The sequence below is a fragment of the Variovorax sp. 05N34 genome, assembly GCF_056397405.1.
Genome location: NZ_JBFTNI010000002.1, coordinates 539,464 through 552,042 on the forward strand (window position 1 = coordinate 539,464; position 12,579 = coordinate 552,042).

The 12,579-nt window shown below is 63.4% G+C and carries 9 protein-coding genes and 1 pseudogene; 5 read left to right on the plus strand and 5 right to left on the minus strand.

Annotated features, from left to right (window positions below; all coding sequences use genetic code 11):
• Positions 1-77 precede the first annotated feature (77 nt).
• Entirely contained in the window at positions 78-2,417 is a 2,340-nt protein-coding gene (metE, locus tag AC1DMA_RS06880; protein WP_478143694.1) for a 5-methyltetrahydropteroyltriglutamate--homocysteine S-methyltransferase, read from the plus strand.
• A gap of 1 nt (position 2,418) precedes the next feature.
• On the opposite strand, the pseudogene AC1DMA_RS06885 reads toward metE, so the two are convergent.
• Positions 2,419-2,502 (minus strand): annotated as a pseudogene (locus AC1DMA_RS06885) (ImmA/IrrE family metallo-endopeptidase); the annotation flags it as partial.
• Positions 2,503-2,654: 152 nt separating this feature from the next.
• Here AC1DMA_RS06885 and AC1DMA_RS06890 point away from each other — a divergent pair.
• The gene (locus tag AC1DMA_RS06890) at positions 2,655-3,515 is read left to right on the plus strand and encodes an isocitrate lyase/PEP mutase family protein (protein ID WP_478143695.1); all 861 of its coding nucleotides are present in this window, start codon (positions 2,655-2,657) and stop codon (positions 3,513-3,515) included.
• A 164-nt stretch (positions 3,516-3,679) separates the two neighbouring features.
• Positions 3,680-6,085, plus strand: a complete 2,406-nt coding sequence (locus AC1DMA_RS06895; protein ID WP_478143696.1) for a DUF6351 family protein — start codon at positions 3,680-3,682, stop codon at positions 6,083-6,085.
• Positions 6,086-6,163: 78 nt separating this feature from the next.
• Here the strand turns inward: AC1DMA_RS06895 and AC1DMA_RS06900 are convergent, their stop codons facing one another.
• Complete coding sequence (locus tag AC1DMA_RS06900; protein ID WP_478143697.1) at positions 6,164-7,195, minus strand: GlxA family transcriptional regulator; 1,032 nt, start codon at positions 7,193-7,195, stop codon at positions 6,164-6,166.
• A 65-nt stretch (positions 7,196-7,260) separates the two neighbouring features.
• On the opposite strand from AC1DMA_RS06900, the gene AC1DMA_RS06905 reads away from it, so the two are divergent.
• A complete protein-coding gene (locus AC1DMA_RS06905) occupies positions 7,261-8,250 on the plus strand; it encodes a fatty acid desaturase family protein (RefSeq protein ID WP_478143698.1) in 990 nt (329 codons plus the stop codon).
• A 24-nt stretch (positions 8,251-8,274) separates the two neighbouring features.
• Here AC1DMA_RS06905 and AC1DMA_RS06910 read toward each other — a convergent pair whose 3' ends face one another.
• Together AC1DMA_RS06910 and AC1DMA_RS06915 are read right to left on the minus strand one after the other, a co-directional pair.
• Positions 8,275-9,762, minus strand: a complete 1,488-nt coding sequence (locus tag AC1DMA_RS06910; protein WP_478124378.1) for an arylsulfatase — start codon at positions 9,760-9,762, stop codon at positions 8,275-8,277.
• A gap of 139 nt (positions 9,763-9,901) precedes the next feature.
• Positions 9,902-10,363 carry a YidH family protein gene (locus AC1DMA_RS06915; protein WP_478124379.1) on the minus strand — a complete coding sequence of 154 codons (462 nt, stop codon included), beginning with the start codon at positions 10,361-10,363 and terminating at the stop codon, positions 9,902-9,904.
• 186 nt (positions 10,364-10,549) lie between these two features.
• Here AC1DMA_RS06915 and AC1DMA_RS06920 point away from each other — a divergent pair, with 186 nt between their 5' ends.
• Positions 10,550-11,809 (plus strand): cation:proton antiporter, encoded by a 1,260-nt coding sequence (locus AC1DMA_RS06920; protein WP_478143699.1) that lies wholly within the window; start codon positions 10,550-10,552, stop codon positions 11,807-11,809.
• Here AC1DMA_RS06920 and AC1DMA_RS06925 read toward each other — a convergent pair.
• Positions 11,799-12,560 (minus strand): hypothetical protein, encoded by a 762-nt coding sequence (locus tag AC1DMA_RS06925; protein ID WP_478143700.1) that lies wholly within the window; start codon positions 12,558-12,560, stop codon positions 11,799-11,801. The genes AC1DMA_RS06920 and AC1DMA_RS06925 overlap by 11 nt on opposite strands.
• Positions 12,561-12,579: the final 19 nt, after the last annotated feature.

Consider the following 12,579-nt stretch of genomic DNA (forward strand, 5'->3'; position numbering starts at 1 on the left):
AGACCATTTTACTTCATGGACACGCCTGTCTACGATCGCGCCATCCGAAATCTGAATCGTCCAAGGCAGTCACTCTCATGGTCCTTACCCACAACCTTGGTTTTCCCCGCATCGGCGCGAAGCGCGAACTCAAGTTCGCGCTCGAGTCGTATTGGAAGGGCGCATCCTCACGCGACGAGCTGAAAGCTTTAGGCGCGCAGCTGCGCCAACGTCACTGGCAGCATCAGGCCGGCCTCGATCTCGCCCCGGTCGGTGATTTCGCTTTCTATGACCAGGTCCTGGACATGAGCTTCACGCTGGGCAATCTGCCCGAACGCGTGTGCGATTTCCATGGCGATGCACTGGACAACTATTTCCGGGTCGCGCGCGGTCGCTCGGCTCAAGGCGCCGAAGACCACGGTGCATGCTGCGGCGGTGTCGCTGCCGGCGAGATGACCAAGTGGTTCGACACCAACTACCACTACATCGTGCCGGAGTTCAGCGCGCAGACCCAGTTCCAGCTCGATGCCTCTCGCTTGCTGGAACAACTGGCCGAAGCGAAGGCCCAAGGCGTCAACGCGAAGCCCGTGATCGTCGGGCCGGTCACCTACCTGGCCATCGGCAAGGCCAAGGATGGCTCGGACAAGCTGGCGTTGCTGCCACGTCTTCTGACGGTCTACGCCGACTTGCTCGCCACCCTCGCCGCGCAGGGAATCGAATGGGTGCAGGTCGACGAACCGTTGCTGGTCACCGAGCTCGATGCCGAATGGCAGCACGCCTTCAACATCGCCTATCACCAACTCAAGGGCGCCCGCGTCAAGCTGCTGCTGGCCACCTACTTCGGACAGCTGCTGGACAACCGCTATCTCGCGGTCAACCTGCCGGTTGCGGGCCTGCACATCGACGCGATCAACGGGCGCGACGACGTGAAGCCGTTGCTGAACCTGTTGCCATCCCACAAGGTGCTGTCGCTGGGCGTGATCGACGGCCGCAATATCTGGAAGACCGATCTGGCCGCGGCGCTCGACTGGGTCGAGCCGATCGCGCATCAACTTGGCGACCGATTGTGGATTGCGCCGTCCTGCTCGCTGTTGCACGTGCCGGTCGATTTGGCGAGCGAGCAAAAGCTCGACCCCGAAGTCAAGTCGTGGCTTGCCTATGCACTGCAGAAGCTGGACGAACTGAAGGTGCTGGCGACAGGTCTCAACCAGGGCCGCGATGCAGTCAACGACGCGCTGGACGCCAACCACGCTGCCATCGCGACGCGTCGGTCGTCGCCGCGCGTCAACAAGCCGGCAGTCAAGGCGGCGATGGCCCGACTCGATGCCAAGCTCGGTGAGCGCAAAAGCGGCTACGCACAACGTGCCCCTCTGCAGGCGGCCAGGCTGAAGCTTCCCGCGTTCCCGACCACCACCATCGGCTCGTTTCCGCAGACCGCCGAGATCCGTCACGCGCGAAGCCAGTTCAAGGCCGGCGAACTCGATGAAGTTGGCTACAAGGCCGCAATGCAGGCGGAAATAGCCCGCAGCGTGCGTGAGCAGGAGGCATTGGGCCTGGATGTGCTGGTTCACGGCGAGGCCGAGCGCAATGACATGGTCGAGTACTTCGGCGAGCAACTCGATGGCTACGCCTTCAGCCAGCTCGGCTGGGTGCAATCCTATGGCTCACGTTGCGTGAAGCCGCCGATCCTCTTCGGCGACATCACCCGCCCCAAGGCGATGACGGTCGAATGGATCCGGTACGCGCAGTCGCTGACCGACAAACCGATGAAAGGCATGCTGACCGGCCCGGTCACGATCCTGAACTGGTCATTCGTGCGCGATGACCAGCCGCGCTCAGTGTCCTGCAAGCAGTTGGCGCTTGCGATCCGCGAGGAAGTGCTCGACCTGGAGAAGGCCGGCGTGCGCGTGATCCAGATCGACGAAGCGGCTTTGCGCGAAGGGCTGCCGCTGCGCAAATCGCAGTGGAAATCCTACCTCGACTGGGCCGTCGAGTCCTTCCGCATCACCGCCAACGGCGTGCACGACGAGACCCAGATCCACACGCACATGTGCTATTCGGAGTTCAACGACATCATCGGGTCGATCGCCGACATGGATGCGGATGTGATCACGATCGAGACCTCGCGCTCGAACATGGAACTGCTCGACGCGTTCGACAATTTCAACTATCCGAACGAGATCGGTCCCGGTGTCTATGACATCCACTCGCCCAACATCCCGACGCAGGCGCACATCGTGCAACTGATGGAGAAGGCGGCCGAGCGTATTCCGGCCGGGCGACTGTGGGTGAATCCGGACTGCGGCCTCAAAACGCGCCAGTGGGCAGAAGTGATTTCCGCGCTGACCCACATGGTGGAAGCCGCCAAGACCCTGCGCACGACAGCCCGGGCGGGCGCCACCACCTCGGATTCGCCGATCCGGCCGGGTAGGGAGTGAAGTCGTAGCGCAAGCTCTCCGCCGCCGTGAGGAACGGCGCATAGGGGAGCAGCAAGGCGCCCGCAAAGTAATTCGTCAGGCGAGCGATACGGCCGAGGAGGTCTCGATCTACGATGGTGGCGCCGACGGCATGGCCGCGGCGAAACGTCCAGCACCAGCAAGACGGTGATCCTGTCCATATGGAAGGCCAGCTTCGCGTGCCTGGCGACAGCTTTTGAATCTCACAGGAGTTCCTGAATGTCTACCCGCAAACAACTCAGGGCTTTGGTCGAAGCCCGCCGCGGCGTGATCGTGCCCGGCGCGTTCAACGCGCTCTCGGCCAAGGTCGTCGAAGACCTCGGCTTCGATGCCATCTACATCACCGGTGCCGGCGTGACCAACATGTGGTTCGGCATGCCCGACCAGGGCTTCATGGGCCTGCATGAGATCGCCGAGCACACGGCGCGCATTCGCGATGCGGTGAGCGTCCCGCTCATCGTCGACGCCGACACCGGCTTCGGCAACGCACTCAATGTGCGGCACACGGTTCGCGTGCTGGAGCGGGCGGGCGCCGACTGCATCCAGCTCGAAGACCAGGTGGCACCCAAGCGATGCGGCCACTTCTCGGGCAAGGAGGTCATCTCGACCGAGGAGGCGGTGAGCAAGATCAAGTCGGCCGTCGATGCGCGGCATGACCCGGACTTTCTCGTCCTCGCGCGCACTGACGCGTGTGCCACGCAAGGCTTCGAGGCTGCCATCGAACGGGCGCAGAAGTTCGCCGAGGCCGGCGCTGACATCCTCTTCGTCGAAGCGGTCACCACAGCGGAAGAGATCCGTGCATTGCCGCAGCGCCTGCACAAGCCGCAACTGATGAACATGGTGATCGGCGGCAAGACGCCAATCTTTGGCGCTGAGGAGCTGGGACAGCTGGGATACGGCGTGGTGCTCTACGCGAACGCGGCACTCCAGGGCGCCGTCGCGGGAATGCAGAAAGCACTCACCACGTTGCGCGACTCCCGCCGTCTGACGGAAGACCCGGCACTCGTCGCGCCATTCGCGGAGCGACAGCGCCTGGTCGGAAAGCCCGAGTGGGATGCGTTGGAGAAGCGCTATTCCTGACTTGCTCTGACGGGTGCTCCGCACTCTGCATTAACCACTGTCTCCGATGCGACTAAGGCCGAGTTGCAATGAGGCCCGATTAGGGAAAACCTCGTGAATGTGACACTCGGTCACCCATAGCATGACTCGGCTTTCTAACGCCTGAGAAAAACGGAGACAAACATATGAGGCTTTATAAAAGGCTGGCGGCGTGTGCCGCGGGCTCGACCTTGTGCGTCTTATTGGCTGCCTGTGGCGGCGGTGGCGGAGGCGGGTGGCTCCCCACGTCGACACAGGGAGGACAGGTGAAGGTGCAGCCGCTGTCGACGCGCGCCGACATGGTGTCCGGCGGCTCTGCATTGGTCGAGATCAAGATGCCGGTCGGCGCCTCGACTTCAATGCTGAAAGTCACGCTCGGCTCTACCGACGTGACGAGTGCTTTCAAGGAAAAGCGCAGTGACGGGCGCATCGTGGGACTCGTGACCGGACTGGCCAAGGGTGACAACTCACTCAAGGTGACGTCCACCGACAACTCCTTCCGCGGCGCTTCGCTCACACTGACCAATCATCCGATCGGCGGTCCTGTGCTGTTGAGCTCGCAGGTCATGCCCTGGGTTTGCGCGACGCCGACACCGACGGCCGCAACGGCATCGGCCGCCGGAACGAATGCGAGTGGCCTGCCGACCACCGCGACCGACGCGCAATGCAATATCGCGACGCAGGCCAAGCTGTACTATCGGACGCTCACGCCGTTGACCGTGGCCGCCGGCGATGGCGGCTGTTCGTTCGTGCTGCCGGACCCTTCGCCCACCATCGCGAATCCGAACCCGCCGACACCGGCGAACTCGTGCCTGCAGCCTTATGTGCACGGCACGACGCCAATGTCGTCGGTCGCGACCACCACCCCGCTCGGCGCGACGACGCCGGTGCCGTACATCGTCAGGGTCGAGCGCGGGACCGTGAACCGCGGCATCTTCGACATCGCCGTGCTGTTCGATCCGACCAAGCCCTGGACTGCCAATGCACCCCAGGCGCAATGGACCGGCAAGGTCGTCTATTCGTTCGGCGCGAGCACGGGCCAGCCGCGGCAGCAGTTCCGCTCGGAACAGAACTGGGCGGACGACAGCGCGCTCTCCCGGGGCGTCATGGTCGTCGACAACAGCATGACCGATTCGCTCTACAACTCGAATCGCATCCTCGCCGGCGAAACCGTGATGATGATGAAGGAATACATCACCAAGTCGTACGGTGAGATCAAGTACACGACGGGCAATGGCTGCTCCGGCGGATCGATCGGACAAAACACCGTGGCGTCGACGTTCCCAGGCCTGCTCGACGGCATTCAGGTTCAGTGCGACTACCCCGACTCGATCACCACCGGCATCGAAGTGGCCGACTGCGTGCAGCTCGTGAACTTCTACGCCAGCCCAGCCTGGAAGAATCTCCAGACTGGCCTCGACGCACCGACCGTTGCCGCCAAGAAGACCGCCATCAATGGCCACCTCGATCAAACGGGCTGCCATTCGTGGGTTAACGCCTTCGGCTACAACAACAAGCCCGGCAACTACGCGCCGATGTTTGTTGCCAATCCGGCCGGGGATCTCGTGCCGGGTGCCGCCACCAACAATTGCAAGCTGCCGGCAAGCCAGGTCTATGACCCGGTCTCCAACCCGACCGGCCCGCGCTGCGGTGACCCCGATCTCGCAGTCGCTGTCTGGGGAGTTGCACCGGGCACGACGCGAGCCAACCAGACGAACGACAACGTCGGCGTCCAGTACGGCCTGAAGGCGCTGCTTTCCGGAGCGATCAACGCCGAGGAATTCGTGACGCTGAACGAAGGCGTCGGCGGCAGCGACGCTGATTCCAACCTGACGACGTCGCGCTCGGTGGCCGATCCGGCCGGATTGCAGATCGCCTACCAGAGTGGAATCGTCGCCAGCGGCGTGCAGCTCGCAAAGCTCCCGATCATCGATCTTCGCGGCTATGACGAATCCGGTATCCACTACATCTGGCGCAGCTTCGCGGAACGCGATCGCCTCGACCAGGACGGTGGTGGCCACGGCAACCAGGTGATGTGGCGCTTCGGTACCGGCCTGGTTGCGCCGGCACCGCTCACGCTCCAGTCTTTCCTGATGATGGACACCTGGCTCTCGAGCCTGGTCACTTCCGCGCCGAAGGCGACGCTGAACAGCGAGCGCACGCCGGCTCAGGTGCTCGCCTCCAAGCCATCAGCGGCATTCGACTATTGCTACCTGAGCACCGACACTTCGTTCTCGACCAAGGTGACCGATCAGGCGACATGCAATGCGGACCCCAAGCTCGCCATCCATGCGTCGCCGCGGCAAGTCGCTGGTGGCCCACGCGCGGAGAACATCCTGAAGTGCACGCTCAAGCCGCTGAATTTCAGCGACTACGCCGGCATCACCTTCACGGGCATTCAGCAAACCCGCCTGCAAGCAGTGTTCAGCACCGGCGTCTGCGACTACTCGAAGCCGGGCGTGGGGCAGCAAGCGCCCGTCTCGCCCCGCACCTATGCGAACGGCCCAGGCGGGACGCCGCTTCCGCCGGCACCGCAGGCGACGCCGATCTGATCAGCTGATCTGATCCGCGCTTCATCCAGGCCGGTTCGCCGGCCTGGATGATTTTGTTTGTTCGTCGCTCAGCGTCGATCAGCGTCCCTGTGGCCCGACCGAATGATCGACCCGATATCGGCGCGGAGCCTTGCCGCGAGCGGCGGCGAATGCGCGGCTCAGGGCGCTGGCGCTTGCATAGCCGCACTCGCGCGCCACGTGCGCCAATGGCAGGCGCGTCGTCGCAAGCAGATGGTCGGCATGTTCGAGCCGCAGGTTCGCGACGTACTGGCGCATGTTGAGGCCCACGGCCTCGGCGAAGCGGCGTGACAGGCTGCGTTCGCTCAATCCAACCTGCCGTGCAAGGGCAGCCAGGGTGGGCGGCGGGTCCATTTCCCGCTCGAGTGCTTCCTGTGCGGCAATGACTTGCGCATCGCCGTGTCTCTTGTAGGGCGCACTCCACAGCGCGAGTTTGTTGTCCGCAGGGAGCGCCTCGGTGCTTGTGTGGCGCAGAAAGCGGCGTGCGCGCTGCATTCCGAAGAATCGCTCGATCAGGTGTGCACAAGCGTCCACCGTGGGGCCAATGCCGCATACCGTCACGATGTCGGCGGCGGCGACGATCCGGCGAGACGACTGGTAGCGCACCTCCGGAAAGCGCCGCTGGATGATCGAGCGCTCGCTCAGCAGCCCCGTGGCCTCGCGGCCATCGAGCAGCCCCGACTTCGCCAGCAGAAGCGCTCCGCCGAAGCTCATCAGCAATGCACCGCGCGCGTGCTGGCGCCGCAGCCATAGGCCGTACTGCGCGTCGTCTTCGGTGGTCTCGGCCGCCGGTGCGAACTGCGCAGGCACGACCACCACGCTGAAGTCTCCCGATCGCCTCAGCGTCAGGTCAGGTGCCAGAGGCAGGCCGCCAAAGCTTGTGACCGGCGCTCTGCTGCGCGCCACGAGCCGCACATCGAACAGCGCACTGGCCGCGATGTCGTCGTTGCGCATCGCCAGCGTGCCGGCGGCCTGGAGCAGGTCGCGCACCAACAGTACCGATCCTGCCCACGGCCTGTCAGGAAGAACGATCGCCACGCGCACTGGCTTCGCGGCGCCCGACGCTTTCATGTCATTGATCTGGCGCTTCATGTCAACAAATTGTGCCGGTGCTTTGCTTCAATCGAGGCTTCCGGATTGGAAATGGAGTGTGATCGATGAATGACGTACGCAAACTGCTGGACCGCCAGGAGCTGCGCGACTTGCAGCGCAAGTCCAACGGGCACGCCGCCTGGATGCTGTTGGTCAACTGGAGCCTGATCGCCGCCAGCTTTTTCTTCGTCGTCGCGTGGCCGGGCGTTGCCGCCGTGGGTGTGGCCATGCTGGTGCTGGCCGGCCGCCAACTGGGACTGGGCATCCTGATGCACGAGTGCGCACACCGCTCGTTCACGCCTTCGCGCGCCTTGAACGACTGGATTGGACAGTGGCTGTGCGCCGCGCCCGTGTTCGCGGATCTTTCGATCTATCGCAGCTATCACATGACCCACCATGTGAAGACCGGTACGCCGGACGATCCCGACTTGCCCAACTACCGCGGCTATCCGGTGAGCAAGGCTTCCCTCGCACGCAAGGTCTTGCGCGACCTTCTCGGCATCACCGGGCTCAAGGCGGCGACGACCCTGGCTGTGTTGTATGCGCATGCGGAACCCCAGAACCTGCGATTCGGCTATGCCTACAAGAAGCAGAGCGCCCAGGCCGGGGCAGCGCTTGCCGACGGGCCGGAAAAGCGCACCGTGCGCCATCTGCTGTGGAATGCTCGCCGCATCCTGCTGGTCCACGCAGCCGCACTGGCACTGCTGTGGGCTTGCGGCCATCCGATGGCGTATGTGCTCTGGCCGGTGTCATGGCTCACCACTTACATGCTGGTCAGCCGCATCCGCAATGCCGCAGAGCACGGCGCGCTGCCGGGCACCATGAGCCAGGACGTCTGGAGCAACACCCGGACTGTCCTCGCGTCGTGGTGGGAGCGTCTTCTCTTCGCGCCCAACTTCGTCAACTATCACGTCGAGCACCATCTGGCACCCACCGTGCCGTCATACAACTTGCGCCGCATGCATGCGATCCTCGAGCGAAAGGGCGCCTTGAAAGAGGCGCGGGTCGCGCACGGCTATGTGCAAGTCGTGCGCGACCTCGTCAAAGCGAAGTGACCTCCGGCCGGCGCCTTGCGGGCGTCAATGCGCGGCGCTGTTCGCTTCCTGCAGCTTGCGCAAGACTTCATCCAGGTTGAAGGACGCTGGCTTCTGCCTTGGCGGGAACTTGACGAATGCCTCGATCTGCTTGGACACCACCGACTGCATGGCGTAGACGATGTAGGCGTGCGAGATCACCCAGTCCCAATAGGTATTGGAGTTCTCGTCCGCTCGCTCGAAGGGGTCTCGACGCAGGTTGAAGATCTTCGGTGCCCGGTATTTGACGAAGGGCTCGAACCAGCATTGCAGCGTCTTGGCACGTTGCTCCATCAGCACCACCTTCCAGTCGTGCATGCGGATCGCCATGATCTCGCCGTCGTCGCTGATGTAGAAGAAGGTGTCCCGCGGCGAAGCCTTGGCCTCGCCGCTCAGGTAGGGCAGCATGTTGAAGCCGTCGATGTGAACCTTGAAGTTCTTGTCGCCGACCTTGCAGCCTGCCACGAGCTTCTCCTTGACGTCGGCCTCGCCCACTGCCGCGAGCAGCGTCGGAAGCCAGTCCTGGTGCGAGACCATGCCGTTGATCACCGTGCCGGCCTTGAACTTCTCGGGCCACCGCACGAAGCACGGCACGCGCCAGCCGCCTTCCCAATTGGTGTTCTTCTCGGCCCTGAAGGGGGTGATGCCCGCGTCGGGCCAGCTGTTGTAGTGCGGGCCGTTGTCGGTCGAATACATGACGATGGTGTTGTCGGCGATGCCGAGCTCGTCCAGCTTGTCGAGCATCTGTCCGATGTGTTCGTCGTGCGCGACCATCACGTCGTTGTAGTCGCCCTGGCCGCTCTTGCCCTTGTGCTTTTCCGCGCAGTGGGTGCGGAAATGCATGGCCGTGGTGTTGTACCAAAGGAAGAATGGCTTGTCGTCCGCGTGGCACTTGTCGATGAACTTCAGCGCCGCCTCGGTCGTCTCGTCGTCGATGGTTTCCATCCGCTTCTTGGTCAGCGGGCCGGTGTTCTCGATGGTCTGCCCACCCTTGCCGTCCGCCAGGCAGTGCAGCACGCCGCGCGGGCCGAAGGCCTTCTTGAAATTCGGGTCCTTGGGGTAGTCCGGGTCCTCAGGTTCCTCTTCCGCGTTCAGGTGGTAGAGGTTGCCGAAGAATTCGTCGAACCCGTGCACCGTGGGCAGGTATTCGTCCTTGTCGCCCAGGTGGTTCTTGCCGAACTGTCCCGTCGCATAGCCATGCGGCTTCAGGAGCTCGGCGATGGTCGGGTCTTCCTCGTGCAGGCCGACGGATGCGCCCGGCATTCCGACCTTGGTCAATCCGGTCCGGATGGGGTTCTGGCCAGTGATAAAGGCGGCCCGGCCGGCGGTGCAGCTCTGCTGGGCGTAGTAGTCGGTGAATGCGATGCCTTCGTTGGCCACGCGATCGATGTTCGGCGTCCTGTAGCCCATCTGGCCGCGGCTGTTGTAGCTGATGTTCCACCAGCCCACGTCGTCGCCCCATAGGATCAGGATGTTCGGCTTCTTGCTCGTCATGTTTGTTCCTCTGTGATTGAACTGATGGAGAGGTGCCAGGTGGCCCTGGATCCGGACTTGTGGGCATTCTCAAGACTCGGGGCGTCGAAAGCCATCCGAGTGCGCACGCAGCACCACGTACGTGCGATTTCGCTCGCGCTCATAGCGTCCTGGAGATGATCCCGACAAAGATCAATATCCCGACCGCGCACATGATCAGCCCCATGATGAACGAGGGCTGCATGAGCCGCAAGTACTTGGTCCGCCGAAGCTCCTTGATGCGCGTCCAGTATTCGATCGAGCCCATCACCATGGCCAATGTGCCCAGGGCCGTCAGGAAAAGACCGGCATCGCGCGGCAATCCTTGCCTGATCGGCGTGGTGGCCTGGCTCGCGAGCGCCTCCAGGACCTTGTAGATCGTGAATCCGAAACTGATCATCGACAGCGAAGTCCGCGTCCAGGCCATCAAGGTCCGGTCTGCCGCCATGACGGTGCGGTCGATGGCCAGGTCGGTGTTGATCTGCGCCGATGTGGGCGCAGCGCCGGGAGCGGCAACTGGCAGTGCGGACGGCGGTGCAGACGGACGCTTCGCGCCGGTTGGACGTCGGGGTGTGGAGTTCATGTGAAACCGTCGGGCCTTGTCATTCCCTGAAGGCTAGGCCCAGTCCGGCAGCTGGAGAATCGTGGCGGCCACGGCTTCGACCACGTACGTAGCGGTCAGTACGCGCAGTCATAGGCAACGCCTGCACCGGCGTTCAAAATCCCCGACAGAGATCGGCGCTGGCACGCTGCCAGTCCCGCAAAGGCAATGGTGAAATCACCGGGGATCGACATGCTGTTCCTTGAAGTCGTACATCGGGCCATAGAGTTGCTTCCGACGCTGGCGAGATTCGCGATCTTCATGGCCTTGATCCTCGTCATGCCGCACATTGCCCGCATCCTTCGGGTGCCGGTGGTCGTCGGCCTGTTGCTCAGCGGGGTCCTGCTCGGCCCGCACATGCTGGACGTCTTCCCGAAGGATCACCCGACCGCGCAGTTTTTCTCCGAGCTGGGCATGTTGCTGCTGATGTTTTTCGCCGGGCTCGAAATCGATTTGACGCTCTTTCGCGAAAAACTCGCGCGGTCCATCATCTTCGGGGTGGTCACGACCTCGATTCCGCTGGTGCTGGGTGCGCTGGTGGCCACTTGGCTGGGTTACACGCTCCTGCCCGCGATCGTCGTCGGCTCGCTGCTCGCCTCGCACACCTTGCTCGCACTGCCCATCGTTACCGCTCGCGGCCTGACGAAGTCGGAGCCGGTGGTCGTCACGATCGGCGCCACGATGGTGTCCGACACACTCTCGCTGCTCGTCTTTGCTGCCTGCGTTCCGATGTTCGTCAGTGGGTTTTCCGCGAGCGGCCTGGCGGTGCAGGTGATCGAGATCGTCGCATTCGTCGCCTTCGTGCTGGCGGGACTGAGTCGTGCGGCCGCCTACATCCTCAAGAGGGTGGAACACGATGAGGAAACCTACTTCGTCATCATGCTGGCGATACTGGCAATCACCGCGCTGCTCGCCCAGGCCATCAATCTGCCGGGCATCGTGGGCACTTTCATGGCGGGCTTGGCGGTCAACGCCGCCGTGAAGGACAAGCCGGCCAAGAACAAGCTCGAATTCATGGGGACGACCTTGTTCATCCCCGTCTTCTTTGTCGTCACGGGCTTCCTCATCGACCCGTTGGCGCTGCTGCGAAGCCTGTCTGTCGACGGCCTCCTGGCGGGCGGCATCATTGGCGCGCTCTTCATCGGCAAGCTGCTGGCCACTGAGAGCTGTGGCCGCGCCTTCGGCTATCTGCCAGAGGAACGGATGACGATGTGGTCGCTGACCCTTCCGCAGGTTGCCGCAACGCTCGCGGCGGCGCTGGTGGCCAAGCAGACGTTCAATGCAGCCGGGCAACCCCTGCTTGACGGCCGCATGTTCGACGGCGTGCTGATCATGGTGCTGGTCACATCCATCGCCGGGCCGCTGTTCACAGAGCGCTTTGCACGGCGGGCTCCGGGCGTCGCGCCGGGCCCCCGTCTCAAAACTTGAAACCCGCGCCGACGTAAAAGCCGCCCAGGGCGACCTTGTTGAGAACGGCGTTGTCTCGATCGAAGCTCAGGTAGCGATAGCCGAACTTCAGTGAAACCGTGGGCGAGTACTGGTAGCTGGTGCCGAGGATGCCCTGCCAGCTCGAAGTCGAATTGCCTTCGCCGGCATCCAGGTAGCCCATGGCCGACCATTTGTCGCCGAGCGGCACGATGGCGCGAACGCCGACGATGCCATTCCACCAGCTGGCCGATGCATCCGTCTGACGGCCCAGCCCGCGCAGGCTGGGCGAGATGTCGAGGGTGCTGCGCGCGTCGACATAGCGAGCACCGCCCAGCACGTCGACCGCAACCCTCGGGTCATCGACGACGCGGTAGTAGCCCGCCAGCGTCACGAGCGTTTGCTCGTACTTCAAGTTGTAGCCGCCCGCGAGCCCGCCCAGGAACTGGTTCGACACGCCGAGCTTCACGTACTGCATGTCGAGCAGCCCGCCCCAGGGTCCCTTGCGTGCTTCCAGGGTTCCCATCGCGCCGAAGTCGAGCGCTTTGAGCACGCCGCTCGACTTGATACGTGCGGTGTTCTCGGGCAAGGGGCCGAGCTTGATGTCCGAGCGGATTCCGGCGGCCCATAGATACGGGATGAACTCGAACTGCCACGCGTTGGCTGCAGGCAAGTCCTGCGCAGCGGCGGGAAGCGCTGCGAACAGCGGAAGCAGGCAGGCGGTCGGAAGAGATAGTTTGTTCAGGCGATTCATGCGATTCATGGGCTTACCA

Excerpts from the sequence above, each read along its gene's own strand:
- AC1DMA_RS06900 (WP_478143697.1), bottom strand. The coding sequence starts at position 7,195 with ATGAAGCGCCAGATCAATGACATGAAAGCGTCGGGCGCCGCGAAGCCA.
- AC1DMA_RS06905 (WP_478143698.1), top strand. The coding sequence starts at position 7,261 with ATGAATGACGTACGCAAACTGCTGGACCGCCAGGAGCTGCGCGACTTG.
- AC1DMA_RS06915 (WP_478124379.1), bottom strand. The coding sequence starts at position 10,363 with ATGAACTCCACACCCCGACGTCCAACCGGCGCGAAGCGTCCGTCTGCA.
- AC1DMA_RS06890 (WP_478143695.1), top strand. The coding sequence starts at position 2,655 with ATGTCTACCCGCAAACAACTCAGGGCTTTGGTCGAAGCCCGCCGCGGC.
- metE (WP_478143694.1), top strand. The coding sequence starts at position 78 with ATGGTCCTTACCCACAACCTTGGTTTTCCCCGCATCGGCGCGAAGCGC.
- AC1DMA_RS06925 (WP_478143700.1), bottom strand. The coding sequence starts at position 12,560 with ATGAATCGCCTGAACAAACTATCTCTTCCGACCGCCTGCCTGCTTCCG.
- AC1DMA_RS06895 (WP_478143696.1), top strand. The coding sequence starts at position 3,680 with ATGAGGCTTTATAAAAGGCTGGCGGCGTGTGCCGCGGGCTCGACCTTG.
- AC1DMA_RS06920 (WP_478143699.1), top strand. The coding sequence starts at position 10,550 with ATGGTGAAATCACCGGGGATCGACATGCTGTTCCTTGAAGTCGTACAT.
- AC1DMA_RS06910 (WP_478124378.1), bottom strand. The coding sequence starts at position 9,762 with ATGACGAGCAAGAAGCCGAACATCCTGATCCTATGGGGCGACGACGTG.